14 protein-coding genes and 2 pseudogenes are annotated in these 16,861 nt (G+C 60.7%); 3 read left to right on the top strand and 13 right to left on the bottom strand.

The annotated features are described in order from the left end of the window. Positions 1-160: 160 nt before the first annotated feature. Complete coding sequence (locus GUY40_RS22070) at positions 161-637, bottom strand: YbhB/YbcL family Raf kinase inhibitor-like protein (RefSeq protein WP_166571040.1); 477 nt, start codon at positions 635-637, stop codon at positions 161-163. A gap of 232 nt (positions 638-869) precedes the next feature. Between GUY40_RS22070 and GUY40_RS22075 the strand changes: the two genes are divergently transcribed. Both GUY40_RS22075 and GUY40_RS22080 read left to right on the top strand, forming a co-directional pair. Next, on the top strand, positions 870-2,003 hold the full coding sequence (locus GUY40_RS22075; protein WP_218585466.1) for a hypothetical protein: 1,134 nt from the start codon (positions 870-872) through the stop codon (positions 2,001-2,003). After that, positions 2,003-2,266, top strand: coding sequence for a MoaD/ThiS family protein (locus GUY40_RS22080; protein WP_166571042.1), 264 nt, complete (start codon positions 2,003-2,005; stop codon positions 2,264-2,266). The genes GUY40_RS22075 and GUY40_RS22080 overlap by 1 nt, the downstream gene beginning before the upstream one ends. A 19-nt stretch (positions 2,267-2,285) precedes the next feature. On the opposite strand, the pseudogene GUY40_RS22085 reads toward GUY40_RS22080, so the two are convergent. From GUY40_RS22085 to GUY40_RS22135, 11 genes and pseudogenes are all read right to left on the bottom strand, one after another. Next, positions 2,286-2,396 (bottom strand): annotated as a pseudogene (locus GUY40_RS22085) (IS5/IS1182 family transposase); the annotation flags it as partial. 232 nt (positions 2,397-2,628) lie between these two features. Next, positions 2,629-3,948: an OprD family porin gene (locus GUY40_RS22090; protein WP_166571043.1), complete on the bottom strand. Its 1,320-nt coding sequence runs from the start codon at positions 3,946-3,948 to the stop codon at positions 2,629-2,631. A gap of 192 nt (positions 3,949-4,140) precedes the next feature. Further along, a complete protein-coding gene (locus tag GUY40_RS22095; protein WP_166571044.1) occupies positions 4,141-4,974 on the bottom strand; it encodes a phosphodiesterase in 834 nt (277 codons plus the stop codon). Between the two features lie 25 nt (positions 4,975-4,999). Further along, positions 5,000-6,031, bottom strand: coding sequence for an ABC transporter ATP-binding protein (locus GUY40_RS22100; protein WP_166571045.1), 1,032 nt, complete (start codon positions 6,029-6,031; stop codon positions 5,000-5,002). Then, on the bottom strand, positions 6,028-6,822 hold the full coding sequence (locus GUY40_RS22105; protein WP_166571046.1) for an ABC transporter permease subunit: 795 nt from the start codon (positions 6,820-6,822) through the stop codon (positions 6,028-6,030). Before GUY40_RS22105 ends, GUY40_RS22100 begins: the two co-directional genes overlap by 4 nt. Beyond that, positions 6,819-7,637 carry an ABC transporter permease gene (locus GUY40_RS22110; RefSeq protein ID WP_371924943.1) on the bottom strand — a complete coding sequence of 273 codons (819 nt, stop codon included), beginning with the start codon at positions 7,635-7,637 and terminating at the stop codon, positions 6,819-6,821. Before GUY40_RS22110 ends, GUY40_RS22105 begins: the two co-directional genes overlap by 4 nt. Positions 7,638-7,688: 51 nt before the next feature. Further along, positions 7,689-8,693, bottom strand: a complete 1,005-nt coding sequence (locus tag GUY40_RS22115; RefSeq protein WP_166571047.1) for an ABC transporter substrate-binding protein — start codon at positions 8,691-8,693, stop codon at positions 7,689-7,691. After that, the gene (locus tag GUY40_RS22120; protein ID WP_166571048.1) at positions 8,677-9,696 is read right to left on the bottom strand and encodes a LacI family DNA-binding transcriptional regulator; all 1,020 of its coding nucleotides are present in this window, start codon (positions 9,694-9,696) and stop codon (positions 8,677-8,679) included. Before GUY40_RS22120 ends, GUY40_RS22115 begins: the two co-directional genes overlap by 17 nt. A gap of 447 nt (positions 9,697-10,143) precedes the next feature. After that, complete coding sequence (gene hbdH, locus GUY40_RS22125) at positions 10,144-10,917, bottom strand: 3-hydroxybutyrate dehydrogenase (protein ID WP_166571049.1); 774 nt, start codon at positions 10,915-10,917, stop codon at positions 10,144-10,146. Positions 10,918-10,924: 7 nt separating this feature from the next. Then, positions 10,925-12,316 (bottom strand): GntP family permease, encoded by a 1,392-nt coding sequence (locus tag GUY40_RS22130; protein WP_166571050.1) that lies wholly within the window; start codon positions 12,314-12,316, stop codon positions 10,925-10,927. Positions 12,317-12,608: 292 nt separating this feature from the next. Beyond that, positions 12,609-14,027 carry a sigma-54-dependent Fis family transcriptional regulator gene (locus tag GUY40_RS22135; RefSeq protein WP_166571051.1) on the bottom strand — a complete coding sequence of 473 codons (1,419 nt, stop codon included), beginning with the start codon at positions 14,025-14,027 and terminating at the stop codon, positions 12,609-12,611. Between the two features lie 147 nt (positions 14,028-14,174). Between GUY40_RS22135 and GUY40_RS22140 the strand changes: the two are divergent. Next, a pseudogene (locus GUY40_RS22140) lies at positions 14,175-15,003 on the top strand (hypothetical protein); the annotation flags it as partial. Positions 15,004-15,593: 590 nt separating this feature from the next. Here GUY40_RS22140 and GUY40_RS22145 read toward each other — a convergent pair. Then, positions 15,594-16,289, bottom strand: a complete 696-nt coding sequence (locus tag GUY40_RS22145) for a glutathione S-transferase family protein (RefSeq protein WP_166571052.1) — start codon at positions 16,287-16,289, stop codon at positions 15,594-15,596. Positions 16,290-16,861: the final 572 nt, after the last annotated feature.

Raw genomic sequence — 16,861 nt, forward strand, 5'->3', positions numbered from 1 at the left:
GCTCAGCATTGCACTGAGGCGAGATCCTGCGCGGTGATCAGGCCGTATTGCCGCAAGCGCCGGTTGCTCAGCGCTTTTTGCATGGCCGGATGTGCCGCGGCCTTCCAGGCTCCATCGTAAAAGCTCATTTGTGTGAGCCCACTGAATGAGCTCTTCCTCGTCAACCCTCACCTCTCCTGCGGTAAGTGCCGGTCAACTCGGCCTGGGCCAGGACATGTCCGCGCATTGCGCTTTCGAGCTGGGCTTTGGTTGGCTGCCCCAGGTTCGGCAGGACGGTGTCGAGCGCGTAAAGCTTGTGAAAGTACCTATGGGTGCCGATGGGTGGACAGGGCCCCCCATAGCCGGGTCTCTGCCAGTCGTTGAGCCCCTGCAAGGTGCCAGGCGGTAGCGTGTGCAGGTCTTCGGGCAGTTCTGTCGTGCCCGCGGGCAGGTTATAGAGAACCCAATGGACCCAGGTGATCTTGGGCGCCGCGGGGTCCGGGGCGTCCGGGTCATCGACGATCAGCGCCAGGCTCTTGGTGCCTGGCGGCGCACCGCTCCAGGCCAACGGTGGGGAAACATCCTTGCCTTCACAGCTGTAGCGCTGCGGAATCGGACCTTGAGCTTTAAAAGCGGGAGAGCTGAGCATGAGTGACATAGCCGTTACCCCTTTTTGAAGTGGCGTTTGGCAGCGAACTGTAGGGTGGATAACGCTTTATTATCCACCAGCATTTGCGCCAGGTTGCACAAGGCTCGGACCGCTCGGTGGAAAACCGCTGAGCGGTTTTTCCACCCTTGGTGAAGGGTATCGCTTATCGGCTAGTCCTGGGCCCCCGGGATTCCTGGCCTAAAATCCCTTCAGTCAGATGCCTCCCAGGGAGAGATATGCCATGCGCCCCTCGATCCACCTCTGGATTGCGACCCGCAAAGGCCTGTGGCGACTGTCCGGCACCGCAGAGCGGCGGCGTTGGGAGTTGTCCGGGCCGCACTTCCTCGGTCACATCGTCCATCATGCCCTCACTGACCCACGCGCCCGCAAGGTGGTACTGGCCACGGCCCGCACCGGCCACCTCGGGCCGACCGTATTCCGCTCGACCGACGGTGGCGACAACTGGCAGGAGGCGCAGACGCCGCCCGCCTTCCCCGTCGAGCTGAACGGCCGGGTGCTCGATCACGTGTTCTGGCTCACCCCCGGGCACGCCTCGGAGCCCGACGTCTGGTACGCCGGCAGCACCCCGCAAGGCCTGTTCCGCAGCACGGACGGCGGCCGTAATTGGGTAGGAGTGGATGGTTTCAACCTGCATCCGAGCTACCGCGCCTGGGCCGGTGATCCGAATGAGGGGCCGCCAGGTGGTGCCAAGCTGCATTCCATCCTGGTCGACCCGCGCGATGCCCAGCATCTATACGTCAGCCTATCCGCCGGCGGCACCTTCGAGTCCAACGACCGCGGCGAATCCTGGCGCCCGCTCAATCGTGGCGTGCGCGCCGACTTCCTGCCCGCGCCGCCGCCCGGCACCTATCACGAATTCGGCCACGATCCGCACTGCGTGCGACAACACCCCGCGGCCCCGGATCGGCTGTACCAGCAGAACCACTGCGGGGTGTTCCGCCTTGACCGGCCGGACGAGACCTGGCGCGATATCGGCGCCAACCTGCCAGCGCCGGATGGGGTGCGCTACGACATCGGCTTCCCGGTCGGCCTGCACCCGCGCGACCCGGATACGCTGTGGCTGTTCCCCATGGACGGCAGCGACGTCTGGCCGCGCGTTTCGCCGCTGGGGCGACCGGCGCTCTATCGCTCGCGCGACGGCGGCGAATCCTGGGCACGGCAGAACTCGGGGCTACCCACCGAGCAGGCCTGGTTCAACGTCAAGCGCCAGGCCCTCAGCGTGGATAGTTTCGACCCGGTCGGCCTCTACTTCGGAACCAGCAGCGGCGAGGTCTGGGGCAGTGCGGACGAGGGCCAATCATGGACCTGCCTGGTGCGCCATCTACCGGAAATCTATGCGATCGAGGCTTGCTGATGCAGTTGCACCTCCCCACCCACGTGCAGAGCTACACCGGCGGGATCGCAGAATTGACCCTGGCGGATGCGCCGACGCTGGCCGAGCTGTTTGTCGAGCTGGACGCGCGCTACCCCGGCCTGCGGTTCCGCGTCATCGATGAACAGGGTGCACTGCGCCCGCACTTCAAACTGTTCGTCAATGGCGAGATCGAGCGTGCCATGACCGCCCCCCTGCCGACCGGTGCGGAGGTGGTACTGGTCGCCGCGCTGTCGGGCGGCTGACGCACCTGCGCGCCTGACTCCCCGGCGAGGGAGGCTGACCACTGGCCGCACCGGTACTGTGCTGATGAGCCTTTACATAGGTGCCGTCGATGAATGCCCACTCAAAGTCGGGCTCCTCGACCAAAGCTCGTCACTGAGCATCCATCGGGGCATTGCAAACCCGCAGGGTTATTGGTGTAGGAACCTCAATTCTGCGGGTTTGCTCTTCTTTCTCAAGTCCCTGCCGCAAACGTCAACAGGCCCAAACCTGTTCTAAAACGTTTTTACACAGCCTCGGCCAATAGCAGTCGTGCGCTTTAAGGTTAAATCAACGCCTGCCAGATAAATTCGCGCTCCAGGGTTTCGTAAATAACGTTCACGCCTTACATCAATGGAATTGTATAGCTCACGATCAGGCGATTCTGGTCCTGGTCGCGGGCGATATCACTTCGGGACATCGCGTTCCGCCAGCCGAAACTGACGTTCTTCAACGCACCGCTCTGGATCACATAGTCCAGAGAGATATCGCGCTCCCATTCGCCTGCGTCCTTGCCGCTGGCAGTCTGAATATTGTCGCCCTTGAGGTACATCACCGATGCCTTCAAGCCTGGAGCACCCAGAGCAGCGAAGTCGTAGGCATACTGCGCGAATGCGGTCCGCTCACCCGCCTGGATGAAGGTCTGAATGGTGCGGTCGGTGTAAAGATAAAGGCTGGCACCTGCCTCGCCTTTATCGACCAGGCCACCCTGATTGAGTTGCGCAAAGTTGCTGTCATCGGAAACGCTTTGATAGCCCGCCGTAATCGCATGGCCGCCCAACGAATAAATGAACGCCGCGCTCCAGGTATCGTTGTCGATTTCACCGGTACCGCCTTTGGTGTAACCGCTGAACTTGTAACCACTGGCGCGACCGGCCGCACTGCTGTTCTTGCCATCGGACGTGGTCTTGAAATAACGCAGGTCGGTTTTCAGCGAACCGTATTCACCGAGCGGCAACACATGCAGCAAACCGGCGAAGTGCTGCTGGTAATAGTCTTCGAGATTGGCGTAGTAATACTGAGCGGTCAGATCCTTCGTCAGTTTGTAATCGCCGCCGGCAAAGGTAAATTTATTGCTTTCCTGCGTGCCGCCCGCAACGGCCAGACCTGCACTATCGCTGGAAGCACGCCCGGTGGAGTGTTCAAGTTGGCCGACGGTGAAGGTCAGGTTATCGATTTCATTACTGGTAACTTGCCCGCCCTCGAAGGTTTGAGGCAACAGACGGCCATCGTTGGAGACCAGAATCGGCAACTTCGGTTGTAAGGTGCCGTAACGCAGTTCGGTCTTCGAGAAACGCATCTTGGCGGTCGCACCGACACGGCCCCATTGGTCCGCAGCCTTGTCGCCGTTATTGGGGAACATCGAACCGCCGACATGACGACCCGCGCCGCTGTCGAGCTTCAAACCCAGCAGGCCAATAGCATCCAGGCCGAATCCCACGGTGCCGTCGGTAAACCCGGATTGATAATTGAGCATGAAGGCCTGCCCCCATTCTTCGGTCTTCGAAGGAGCGGCGGCACCATCGCGGTTATCGTTGTTGAAGTAGAAGTTGCGCAAGCTCAAATTGGCTTTGCTGTCTTTAATGAAATCAGCAGACGCCAAAGGACTCATGGCAATACTCAGGCCGCCGGTCAAAAAACTAAATACTTGAAGCGTGGCTTTCATCAGGACGAACTCCAGCGCAGAACCTATGTTCCGGGCACATTGAAAGGGCAGCGGGAAGCACTCAGCCAATCAGGCGATTGACCAATGCGTTAATTAATCATCAAGAAAAACTTCAACCATACGCAGAGAATGATATCGGTTAAAGCTTCCGAAGAACCTCGTCAAAAAAGCGCCTTGAACATCCCTGTGTCATCAGTCGATCAATCCATGAGCGTCATAAAACGGATACGGTCCGGGATACTCACCAAACACGGCGTTATGGGTCACCAGCTCCTGCTGCGCTTGCCAGCGATGCAGCAGATACCCGGCCGGTTCCAGATTGAAATGCGCCGGGGCAGTTTGCTGTAGATCCAGCACGATTTGATGTGAGGTACCGGGGCACACACAACTCAGGCTGCCACCGAAACGCCGCTGCATCGGCCGGTGCAAATGCCCGCACAGCAAGCGCTCCACCTGCGGGTGACGGGCGATGACCTGCTCCAGTGCCGACGCATTGATGAACGGCTCGCGGTCCATATGGCCGATACCGCTGATAAACGGCGGGTGATGCAGAACCAATAGCGTCGATACATCGGGACGACGTGCCAGCTGTTCATCGAGCCAGAGCAACTGGCTGTCCAGCAACTGACCGCCATGGGCGCCAGGGATCGTCGTGTCCAGACCGATCAGGCGCACCGGATGCTCCTCAACCACCCAATCCAGTGGCGCGCTGGCCAACATCGGTAAGTAGGCATGATCGGCAAATGCCGCCAGCAAATGCTCGCGATTGTCGTGGTTGCCGGGCACGAGGTAGCAAGGCATGTGCAGGCGCGCCAGCTCGGGATGCAGCACGGCATATTCATCAGGACGACCGAAGTCCACCAGGTCGCCACTGATCACCACGATGTCGGGACGCGGATGGCTGGCATTCAAATGATCAATAGCACGCCGCAACGCGCCAAGGGTATCGACGACGCCATAAGTCAGTCTTTGACCGGCTTTAAGGTGCAGATCGCTGATCTGCGCAATGAGAAACGGACGGTTCAAAATAAGTTCTCTGAAAACAAAAGCATCACGAATGCAGGGTAAACAGCACTTGCGGCTCGATGTCCAAGGCAATCAGCGCGCCGGGCGCGTGAATGATACCGTCGGTGCTGTCCACCAACAGCGGCTGTGCGGCGCCGACATCCACCAACAGGCGGCTTTGGGCACCCTGGAAAAACTGCCCCACCAGACGCCCGCGCAGATGACCCTGGCTGTCCATCACCCGCAAATGCTCAGGGCGGCAATACACTGTGGCGGGCAGACCGGCGCCATTCCATGGCAATTCGCCACCGCTGACTTTCAAGCCATGGGGCGTGCGCTCGATCACCGAAAAAGCATTGAGGTTGCCAACGAAACTGGCGACGAAAGCGTTGGCCGGCTGCTGATAAATTTCCCGCGGGCTGGCCAATTGCGCGACTCGGCCGTGCTCCATGACCAGGATGCGATCCCCCAGTGCCATGGCTTCGCCCTGATCGTGGGTGACGAACACCGCGGTGATTCCCAAACCACGTAGCAACTGATCCAGTTCGCTGCGCAAACGTTCACGCAACTGAGCATCCAGCGCTGCCAAGGGTTCGTCGAGCAGCAACACCCGAGGCCGGGGTGCCAGCGCACGGGCCAGGGCGACCCGCTGGCGCTGACCGCCGGACAACTCGTGAATGCTGCGCTTGCCGTGATCATGCAGGCCGACCAGTTCCAGCAACTCCGAGCAACGCTTGTTGCGTTCGGCGGGTGAAAGGCCGCGAATCTTTAGGCCGTAAACGATGTTGCCGGCCACATCCAGGTTCGGAAACAACGCGTAGTTCTGGAACACCATGCCCACGTCGCGGCGCTCGATGGGCAGGCGTGTGACGTCGCTGTCGCCAAAAAATATCTGCCCCACGTCCGGGCGTTCCAGACCGGCGATCAGGCGCAAGGTGGTGGTTTTACCGCAACCGGACGGGCCGAGAATCGCCAAGGTTTCCCCGGTCTCGATGGTCAGGTTCAGATCATGCACAGCAACGGTGCCGTCAGAGAACGCCTTGCGGCAACCCTCCAGGCGAATGGTGGTTCCGGTCATCGACTCTCTCCTTGGGAAAGACGGGCGCTGATGGCCTGCAACGCAATGAGCAGCGGCACGATCATCAACAGGAATATGAGGGTGTAGGCGCTGGCGACTTCCAGCCTGGCCGAGGCATAGCTGTCGGCCAGGCCCACCGGCAATGTCTTGGTCATCGGGGTGTGGAGCATCCAGGTCAGGTTGAACTCACCCAACGACAGGGTGACAACCATCAACACCCCGGCGAGAATCCCCGCCCGGCAGTTGGGCACCACCACACTGAAGAAACGCCGGATCGGCCCGGCGCCAAGGCTGGCCGCCGCTTCTTCCAGCGTCGGCAGGTGCTGACGTTGCATCACCGCCATCACCGGGCGCACCAGAAATGGCAGCGTGAACAGCACATGGCCGACGAGAATGAACACCCAGCTGCTACGAAACCCACCGAACTGACCATAGGTGAGCAGCAACGCCAAAGCGCTGGCCAGACCTGGCATCGCCACGGGCAGCACCATCAGCTCTTCGAACGCGCGGCTGAAGCGATTGTTCATCCGCACCAGCGCGTAAGCCGCCGGTACACCAATCACGCAGACACATAGCGCACAGGCCGCGGCCAGTTGCAGGGATAGCCAGACGGTCGGTGAGTAGGTCTGCCAAACCTGTATCAGCCAGTCGAATGTGAGTCCGCTGGACAGGCCCACGAAATAATTGCGCGTCAGCCCGGCCAGCAGCGACATCAGCACGGGCACCAACATGAAGGCGCAAACCAGCAAGGTAAAAACCAGTTGCCCGACAAACAGCGTTGAGCGTTTCACAAGACAGTCCCCGATTGTTTGACCAGCCGCCGGGCCAGCAACAGCACGGCCCAGGTCACCGCACCCAACACCACCGACAGCGCAGCGGCCACGGCGAAGTTGGCGTAATTGGTGAACACGTTGTAGATCGCCACCGGGGTCACGTTCAGCCGAGTGCCCAAAGTGAAGGCCGTACCGAATGCGCCCATGGAGGTCGCGAAACAGATCGCCCCGCATGAGACCAATGCCGGCGCCAGGCCGGGCACGATGACATCGCAGACCACTCGCCAATGACCCGCCCCCAGTGAATGGGCGGCTTCTTCCAGGCTACGATCCAGGCTTTCGCAAGCGGCCATCACCGTGAGGATCACCCGCGGAATCGAGAAGTACAGATAGCCGATGAACAACCCCATCAGCGAGTAGGCAAAAATCCAGCGCTCTCCCGCCAGCTCAAGGCCAAGCGTGGCGAACAACCCCTGACGACCGGCCAGCAGAATCACCAGAAAGCCGACCACCACGCCGGGAAACGCCAGCGGGAAGGTCAACAAGGCGACCAGTGCCGAGCGGCCGAAGAAGCGCTGGCGAGCCAGAAACACACCACTGATGCCGCCCACCAGCAGCGCCGCAAGGGTCACCACGAGGGCAAGAATGCAGGTCTGCGCCAGACTGCCCAGATATTGCGCGCTGCTCAGTACCTGCCAATAACCGCTGTCGCTGCCGTCGCGGCTTTGCCCACCCAGCACGATCAGGTGCGCCAGCGGCAATAACCAGAACGCGAACAGCACCGCTGCTGCCGGCGCCAGCGCCCAGGCAGCGGTCGGCCGCAAGCGAGGCACGATGGCCCGACCCGACCGGACTTCCTGAGCTTTTACTACCGAGGCCGTCACTTACTTGACCTCACTCAGATAACGCGCGGAGAAGGCTTCCTGCACTGCCGCCATGTGTTCGTAATTGACCACGCCGGCCCGGGCATAGTCGCTGTCCGGCAGGAACTGCTCGGCGACGTCAGCAGGCATCTTCATCGCCCGCACTGGTCGCAGGTACGCCTTGGCCCACAGTGCCTGGCCTTGATCGGAGAGGACGAAATCCAAAACCTTCTCGGCGTTGGCCCGATGCGGGGCGTTGCCGACCATGCTCATCACGTAAGGCACGCTGATGCTGCCTTCCTTGGGAATCACGAACGCGACGTTGGCGCTGTCCTTGTAGCGAGCGCGATAAGCGTTGAAGTCGTAATCGACCAGAATCGGCAACTCGCCGGACAGCACCCGCGCATAAGCCGTCTGCTTGGGCACTATGGGCGAGTTTTTCGCCAGTTTCTGGAAGTAATTGATGGCGGGTGCGAAGTTATCCAGGGTGCCACCCATGGCTTGGTTGATCGCCACCGCAGAGACGTAACCCACGAAGGCGCTGGACGGATCAAGATAACCAACCATGCCTTTGTATTGGGGCTTGAGCAGGTCGGCCCAGCTTTGTGGAACCGGCAGTCCACCCAGCGCATCGACGTTGACCATGATGCCCAGGGTTCCGGAGTGAATCGCAAACCAGCGCCCCTCAGGGTCCTTCAAGCCCGTTGGAATCTGGTCCCAACCCTTCGGTTTATAAGTGCCGACCACCCCGGCTTTTTGCGCCTGCAAACCGAACGTCACGCCGTAATACACCACGTCAGCCACCGGTGCGGCTTGTTCGGCTACCAGCTGCGCCAATGACTGGCCGGAATTCTTGTTGTCCAGCGGGACCTGCACGCCGGTGGTGTCGGCAATCGCCTTGAGCTGCGTGCCCCAGTCCGCCCATTCCGGCGGGCAGTTGTAGCAAATCGCCGTTTCGGCGGCTTGGGCCAGGCTGGCCAAGCCGCATAGCAGCAACGCCGCCAGGGTTTTACTGAAGCGGATCATCAAGCGTCTCCTCGTAGGGTTGAGTACTTTCACCCGGCCGGATATGGCAAGGCAGGCAATGGGAAACCGGTGCGGCGCCAGCGATCTGCGCCAGCAATTGATCGATCACGGTGCAAGCCAGCGCCGCGATGGGTTGAACAACGCTGCACAGCGTCGGGTGCATCTGGGTGCCGAGCGCGATGCCGTCAAAGCCAATGACTGAGAACTGCCGAGGGACGCTCCAGCCGTTGCGCCGCAACTCGGCGATCAGGCTGATCGCCAGCAAATCGTTGGAACAGACCAGCGCACTGGGCGCCTGAGGCCCTTGCAACAACGGCTCAATGGCGGCGAAGTCGGCCTGGGTATGGGCGGGCATTTCGATCACCGGCAGGCTGTCGACGCCGGCCTCGCGCATCGCATCGCAGTAACCGGCGTAACGCAGGCGAGCGCGGTCGGACTGCAAGGCCGGACCTGCGACCATGCCGATACGTCGATGCCCCGCGTCCAGCAGATAGCGGGTCGCGAGCGCCATGCCTGCGCGGTTATCCACCGACACGGCGCTGTAGTCCGGATTGCCCGGATGGTGATAGGCCAGTACGAAAGGCGTGTCTTCGCTGGCAAGGCTTTGCAGCACGCGGTTGCTCTCGGCGTCGGTCACAGTGAGGACCAGACCATCGACCCTCTGCCGCAACAACTCCTCGACCACCGCGCTTTCGCGCTCGCTGCTGTAGTCGGTAGTTGCCAGCAACAGGTTGTAACCGCGTAAGCGCGCAGCGCGCTCCATCGCCTGAAATTGCTCGGCGAATACCGGGTTGAGCAGATTGGGCACCACCACACCGATCAGGTTGGTGGTTTGCAGGCGCAACTGACGGCCGAGGTGATTGGGCCGAAAACCCAGCTGACGCGCAGCGGCGAATACTTGCTCTCGGGTGGTCGGACGCACCACTTCGGGGGAGGCAAAGGTCCGCGCTGCGGTCGCCCGCGAAACACCTGCCAGCCGTGCAACCTCTTTCAAATCAGTCATTGTCACTCGCTTGAGATCGATCTCATTGGCGAGAACATTACTCAGGAAACATGGCATTCCCGCGATGAATAGATGACGTTTAGATGTCAGAAACGACGTTCAATAGACTGAACAACATGGATGACCAGTCATTGGAACATGCTGTATTGACCTCATACGCTCGCAAAAAAGAGCAGCCGTTAGGCTGTAAGAGCCCTCAGCAGATCCTTAGTACCGAAGGAGGGCTTGCAGCGATGAGATATTTCGTTCCGGTCTGCCGAAAGACCAAGTGCCGGGAGGCACATAAAGATTGGAACCACACCACGAAAAAAAGGCGCGACTCGGCCGTGGAGGGATCGTTTGGATTTTTTGATCCGCGGTGGAAACGGCGGATTTTAAGGTTCGGAGCCGACTCGAGTCGGCTAAATATTTTTTATGCGTACTGTCGAGTTTTGTGGATGAGGTGGCTTACTGCGCCAGCCACCCGCCATCGATATTCCACGCTGCGCCGCGCACCTGGCTGCCGGCTTCGCTGCACAGGAACAGCACCAGTTCGCCCAATTGCGGCGGTGTGACGAACTCCAGCGACGGTTGTTTCTCGGCCAGCAAATCATGTTGTGCCTGCTGCGGATCGACGCCTGCGGCGGCGCGAGCATCAATCTGTTTCTGCACCAGTGGGGTCAGCACCCAGCCTGGGCAGATGGCGTTGCAGGTGACGTTGCTGGTCGCGGTTTCCAGGCCGACCACCTTGGTCAGGCCAATGACCCCATGCTTGGCGGCGACATAGGCCGCCTTGCCGACCGAGCCGACCTGGCCGTGCACCGAGGCGATATTGACGATCCGCCCCCAGCCTTTGGCGCGCATGCCCGGCAGGCTCAGGCGGGTGCTGTGGAACACCGAGGAAAGGTTGATGGCGATGATCGAGTCCCAGCGCTCCACGGGGAAGTCTTCCACCGCAGCCACATGCTGGATGCCGGCGTTGTTCACCAGAATATCGACGCCGCCAAATTCGCGTTCGGCGTAGGCGAGCATCTCGGCGATCTGTGCCGGGTCGCTGACATCGGCCGGGTGATGCCCGACCTTGCCACCGAACTGTTCGACTTCAGCGATCACCGTCGAGGCATCGCCGAAACCGTTGAGAATCAGGTTGGCGCCGGCCTTGGCCAGGCTCAAGGCGATGCCCAGGCCGATGCCGCTGGTGGAGCCGGTGACCAGTGCGGTTTTGCCGGAAAGAGTTGTCATGAATGCCTCACACAATGCCGGTGGAGTAGAAAGTGCCGATGACCACGAAAACCGCCAGGGTCTTGATCAGCGTAATACCGAAAATATCTTTATAGGCTTCGCGGTGGGTCAGCCCGGTGACCGCCAGCAAGGTAATCACCGCGCCGTTGTGTGGCAGGGTGTCCATGCCGCCACTGGCCATGGAGGCGACCCTGTGCAGGACTTCCAGGGGGATATTCGCCGCGTGGGCTGCCGCGATGAAACTGTCGGCCATCGCTGCCAGGGCGATACTCATGCCGCCCGAGGCCGAGCCGGTGATGCCGGCCAGCAAGGTGACGGTGATGGCTTCATTGACCAGCGGGTTGGGGATGCTTTTCAGCCAGTCGGCCAGCACCAGGAAACCAGGCAGGGACGCGATCACCGCGCCGAAGCCGTATTCCGAGGCGGTGTTCATCGCCGCCAGCAAGGCGCCGCTGACCGCGCTTCTGCTGCCTTCGGCGAGTTTGCTGCGGATCGCCTGGAAGCCAAACACCAGCACCATGATGATACCCACCAGCAGTGCTGCCTGGACCGCCCAGATGGCCGTGATCTTGGCGATTTCGGTGGTTACCGGCGCGGCCATGCCTGGCAGCGCAAGGCTGTGGGTCTTGCCGTACCACTGTGGAATCCAGTGGGTGAACAGCAGGTTCATCAGCCCCACCAGCAACAGCGGCGAGAGCGCGATCCACGGGTTGGGCAGCTTCAGGTCTTCAGCGGTGTCTGGCTCGTTGCGCAACTCGCTGCCGTAGCCTTCGCCGGCGCGTTGGGCTTTATTGCGCTGGCGCTGGAGGAACAGCATGCCGGCGCAGAACACAAAGATCGTGCCGATCAGCCCCAGCCAGGGCGCGGCCCAGGCGGTGGTGTTGAAGAAGGTACTAGGGATGATGTTCTGGATCTGCGGCGTACCGGGCAAGGCGTCCATGGTGAAGGAGAACGCGCCCAGGGCGATGGTCGCTGGAATCAGACGTTTGGGGATATTGCTCTGACGGAACATTTCAGCGGCAAACGGATAGACCGCGAACACCACCACGAACAGCGATACACCGCCGTAAGTGAGCAGGGCGCAGACCAGTACGATCACCAGCATCGCTTGGCGGGTGCCGAGCAAGCGAATGGCTGCGGCGACGATTGACCGCGAGAAGCCCGAAAGCTCGATCAGCTTGCCGAACACCGCGCCGAGCAGGAACACCGGGAAATAGAGTTTGATGAAGCCGACCATTTTCTCCATGAACACCCCGGTGAAGGCGGGCGCAACGGCGGAAGGGTCAGTCAGCAGCACCGCGCCCAGGGCGGCGATCGGTGCGAAGAGGATAACGCTGTAGCCACGGTAAGCCGCGAGCATCAGCAGCGCGAGGGCTGCCAAGGCAATGATCACACTCATGGGTGTGTCTCCTGAAATTGTTATTTTTGTAAGGCGAATCTATTGTGACTGTAGGCTTAGCGAATTTCGTGCCATCTCTCTAAGTCATTGAAATATATGAATATTTATTGTTTTTTTGAAGTATTTTGGCAATAAGCGTCTCTTTTATGAGACTTTTGTGGGCAGGGAGGGTGCTATCGCAGGCAAGCCTTGCTCCTACATTAAGGGAGGCGCTAACCGTAGGAGCAAGGCTTGCCCGCGATGAGCGCGAAGCGCTCCAAAGGGTTGTCTCAATACAGAGATGCGCATCTCTTTATTGAGACTCGACGATCCCCAGCGCCACCATCTTCTTGTACAGCGTCGAGCGTCCAAGCCCCAGGCGCGTGGCTGCTTCGATGACTTTTCCGCCGCACTGCGCCAGCGTTGTCTCGATCAGTTGCCGATCAAAGCGTTTGCGCGCTGCACTGAAGGTTTCATTAGGGGTCGGTTTCGCGACGCTCGCCGCCAGGGTTCTTGGCACCGGGCTGAACGTCCCGATCGCCGCGCGAATCTCTGCCGCATCCAGGATCAGGTCATCGCTGAGCAGCGCCGCCCGTTCCAGCACGTTGCGCAGCTCACGAATATTTCCCGGCCAGGCGTGCTGACAGAGTAGCTCCAGCGCCTGGCTGTCGAGTTCATGCTGGCTACGCAGTTCCTCGAGAATGGCTTCGCTGAGCGCTGGCAGATCGTCGAGCCGCTCACGCAGCGGCGGCACCTGAATCGGCAGCACGTTGAGGCGGTAATACAGGTCGGCGCGGAACTCGCCGCGTTTGATCGCCGCTTCGAGGTCGGTGGAGGTGGCGGCAATCACCCGCACATCACTCTGGATGATCTCGTTGGAGCCTACCGGTTCGAACTCCTTCTCCTGCAATACCCGCAGCAGTTTGCTTTGCAGTGGCAGTGGCATGTCACCGATCTCGTCGAGAAACAGGGTTCCGCCCTGGGCGATCTGCAGTTTGCCGGGGCGAGCCTTACGGTCTGCACCGGTGAAGGCGCCGGGTGCGGTACCGAAAAATTCGGCTTCCAGCAGCGACTCCGGGATAGCTGCACTGTTGATGCTGACAAACGCTTTGTGTGCTCGCGGTGACGCGCCATGGATCGCCTGGGCCAGCAGCTCCTTGCCGGTGCCGGTTTCACCGAGCAGCAAGACCGGTGACTCGGCGCTGGCGCTGCGGCGGGCGCGACGTTTGACTTCGAGGCTGGCGGCACTGGTGCCGATGAAATGCGCGAAGTTGTATTTGCTTTGCCGCGCACGCAACAGCGAGCGGGTCGAAGCCAGCTCTTGCTGCATGCTCAGGTAGCGTTTGAGCATCGGCGACAGGCTGTGCAGTTCATCGAACAGGGCAAAGCCAATGGCGCCGATTACCGCGCCAACATCGTCATGGATCGGCAGGCGCATCACCACCAAAGGCTCTTTGGGCGTGTCTTGCATGTCCAGCAGAATCGGCCTGCCCGTGCGCACCACTTCGCGCAGCAGACTGCCGGGGATCACGCTTTCGCAGGGCTTGCCGATTGCTACCTCGGCCGAGGGCAGGCCGAAACGTTTGGCATAGCGCTCGTTCATCCAGACGATGTTCGCGTCCCGGTCGACGATCACCGTGCCTTCGCTGGACTGCTCGATGATCTCGAACAGTGAACGGATAGCCAGCAGGCGCACCTGTTGATAATCCTTGAGGCTTTCGGTGTTGTTCATGGCGGCAGATCCTGAATGTGTAGTGCCGGTCAGGCCGTCATCGTGGGCAAGCCCGCTCCCACACTAGACCAGCGGTATGGCGCGCATTATGCCCAGCCAGGATGCGCTGCGGCCAACAGCTCTTTGGTATAGGGGTGTTGTGGTGCGTTCGCGGACCCTGTGCTGAACGTGCACAACATCGATCGCGGCCTGGGTAATATCTTTACCCATGACCACCTTGGCCCTTCGACCCACCAGCAGATCGGCCTGTATGCCACCGTGCTTGCCGAACCTGCCGGTTCCAGCTGGTTCCACGCCGAAACCGGCGAGCCCTTGTACAACGGTGGTGGGCGCCAGGACGGCGGCCCGACTTCCTGGCAAGCCGTGATCGCGACCGGTGATCTCAACGGCGACAACAAGAACGACAGTTTCCGCGAGTTCTTCCTCGAGTTCAGCGACTTCCAGCACGCCTATGAGGCCGGCGTCTACGTCGGTGCGGGCCCCGATGGTATTCCCGATGCGGGCGCCTTCCCGGCCACGGCGGACAGCTTCCGCTATGCCATCAACCCGCCTGCGCGCAAGACGGCCGCCAACCTGCTGGAGTCTGTCCTGGAAGTCGCAGGTGGCCAGCTGCTGACGTGGCCGTCGCGGCCGTGCCCGCAAGCGATCTCGGCTTCGGACCCTGCGTGTGAATGCCGGGGGCCACGAAGAGGAGCACAACGTGACGCTACACGGAGTGAAGTGGCTGCATTCGGGCAGCGGCTTCGGCAATAGCTCCAACACCGGCTGGAAGGCATCGCAAATGGTGGCGATTTCCGAGCAGTTGGGCTTCATGGCGCCCGTGGCGATGATGTCCAGTGCGGCCAGCGAGACCGGCGATTACCTGTATTCCATGGACGCTTCCCTGGAGGGCTACTGGAGTGGCCTGTGGGGCATCATGCTCAACCAGTCGCAAATGACCCATTGCTTCACCGTCGAGGTCAAGGAAAACCCCGCGCTGGTCAAGCTGCGCGCCATCGCGCAGGTGCAGTTCATGTTCGAGGCGCCGAGCGTACGTGCCGGCAGTGAGCCGGTGATGGCGCGGTTCCGTGTGGTCAAGGGCAGTACCGGCACACCCTGGCAAGGCCTGCAAGACCTGCAGGTGCGTTACTACCTGGCGCCATTCTCCTGGCAGGCCACCGCCGTGGCCCGGGAAGTCGGGGAGGGTATCTACGAAGCGCCGTTGCAGCTCAAGCGCGCGGGGGCTTATTACCTGCAAGTGCAGTCGAGTTCGGCAGGGCTCGGGGGCAATGGGCAGAGCTTTGCCAGCCTGCGTGCCTTGCCGTCGCAACAGCCCTGAATACTCGTTCCCACGCTCCGCGTCAGTAGTGTCCGGTAAATATGTTTCATAGCCGAAGGCTGGCTTGGGCAGCCTTCAGCTTTTCTCGCTCCTGCCTTCGTCGATCCCTGAACGCTTGGGCGGTGGGCCGTTCATGCAGGACATGAGCAATGCGAGCACTCCGGTGGCAGACGAATCCGAGAGGCACAAGGTAGCACTCGCCGTTCGCATCGAATCCCACGCGCACAATGCGCTCGACACTGAGTAGATCATCGATCTCCGCCTGGCTCAGCTGCTTGAACATGATTCTTCTCCAAAGCTGGTGGCTTGCCGGTGTTGATCGCCAATTGAGCGGCGAAAGCCCGCTTATAGGCGGGCCGCGCTTCGCCACGCGCGACATAAGCGGCCAGGTTCGGATATTCGTCCAGAATGCCCGATGATTTCAGCCTGAGCAGCACCGACACCATCATCAGGTCGCCCGCGCTGAACGCACCATCGAGCCAGTCGGCATCACCCAGGCGACGGGAAAGCTGGTCCAGCCGGGCGCAGACGCGATCCTCGACCAGAGGCAGGCGCTCCTTACACCAAGGCTTGTCGCCCTCCAGAAGCCTGGCGTTTCCGAGTTCAAGGATCGGCGGCTCCACTGTGTTGAGTGCGGCAAACATCCATGTGATCGCGCGAGCCCGGGCATTGGCATCGTCCGGCAGCAGGCCCGCATGGTGCTCGGCGATATGGAGCACGATCGCCCCTGTTTCGAACAGGAAAAGATCGCCTTCCTCATAGGTCGGAATCTGACCGAAAGGATGAAGCGCCTGATGCGTGGGTTCCTTCATCGCACGGAACGAAACAAGGCGAACCTCATAGGGTTGGCCCACTTCTTCAAGCGCCCAGCGGACGCGCGTATCACGCGCCAGTCCTTTGCCGCCGTCAGGTGACCGTTCAAAGGCGGTAATGGTGATGGTCATCGTGAGGCTCCTCCTGGCGAAAATCATCGGCTGCGGGGCTGGCAAGCTGTCAAGGCAAACTCACCGAGATTGAAGACGATCCCTTTCCGTGTCCGGTTTGTCTGCATAGCACACTTGCGCCCGGCGGAATTATCGACTGACATGGAAATACTCAGCTGTGGGTTGTGTGCGTCCTAACTACTGCCGTGGAGTCGATCATCCAGGTGTCCAGATCGATCAGCCCTTCCCCCACGATTCCCAACACACGCATCGTTCGCCACACGTACGCATTATTCAAACTGCTGGAGCGAAAAAAATACTTTGCCCTCAGCGCAGCCTAATCCCTCATTCAAGCTGACCCGACTGCGTTGGGCCGCTTCATTAACACCGTGCACCCCCGGTGTAGGCACAGCACATTTGGCACAAAGCCGCTTGCAGCGGTCGCGTGGCCTAGCAGGGAAACGTACCTTTAAGGGTGTCGAATGGACTTCAATTCGACACTCCTTTTGCGTTTCCGGCTTATACGGTTCTCAGCGACCCAGCGGGTCACCGTGAAGTCGATCTCCGGGACACCTTGGAGCATTTCGCTCGGG

It is taken from the genome of Pseudomonas sp. R5(2019), from assembly GCF_009905435.1.
GTDB lineage: Bacteria > Pseudomonadota > Gammaproteobacteria > Pseudomonadales > Pseudomonadaceae > Aquipseudomonas.

What these genes read in the sequence shown, in the direction of transcription:
- GUY40_RS22100 (WP_166571045.1), bottom strand. Translation starts at nt 6,031, where the DNA reads ATGACCGGAACCACCATTCGCCTGGAGGGTTGCCGCAAGGCGTTCTCT.
- GUY40_RS22120 (WP_166571048.1), bottom strand. Translation starts at nt 9,696, where the DNA reads ATGACTGATTTGAAAGAGGTTGCACGGCTGGCAGGTGTTTCGCGGGCG.
- GUY40_RS22070 (WP_166571040.1), bottom strand. Translation starts at nt 637, where the DNA reads ATGTCACTCATGCTCAGCTCTCCCGCTTTTAAAGCTCAAGGTCCGATT.
- GUY40_RS22135 (WP_166571051.1), bottom strand. Translation starts at nt 14,027, where the DNA reads ATGAACAACACCGAAAGCCTCAAGGATTATCAACAGGTGCGCCTGCTG.
- GUY40_RS22090 (WP_166571043.1), bottom strand. Translation starts at nt 3,948, where the DNA reads ATGAAAGCCACGCTTCAAGTATTTAGTTTTTTGACCGGCGGCCTGAGT.
- GUY40_RS22080 (WP_166571042.1), top strand. Translation starts at nt 2,003, where the DNA reads ATGCAGTTGCACCTCCCCACCCACGTGCAGAGCTACACCGGCGGGATC.
- GUY40_RS22075 (WP_218585466.1), top strand. Translation starts at nt 870, where the DNA reads ATGCGCCCCTCGATCCACCTCTGGATTGCGACCCGCAAAGGCCTGTGG.
- GUY40_RS22145 (WP_166571052.1), bottom strand. Translation starts at nt 16,289, where the DNA reads ATGACCATCACCATTACCGCCTTTGAACGGTCACCTGACGGCGGCAAA.
- hbdH (WP_166571049.1), bottom strand. Translation starts at nt 10,917, where the DNA reads ATGACAACTCTTTCCGGCAAAACCGCACTGGTCACCGGCTCCACCAGC.
- GUY40_RS22130 (WP_166571050.1), bottom strand. Translation starts at nt 12,316, where the DNA reads ATGAGTGTGATCATTGCCTTGGCAGCCCTCGCGCTGCTGATGCTCGCG.
- GUY40_RS22115 (WP_166571047.1), bottom strand. Translation starts at nt 8,693, where the DNA reads ATGATCCGCTTCAGTAAAACCCTGGCGGCGTTGCTGCTATGCGGCTTG.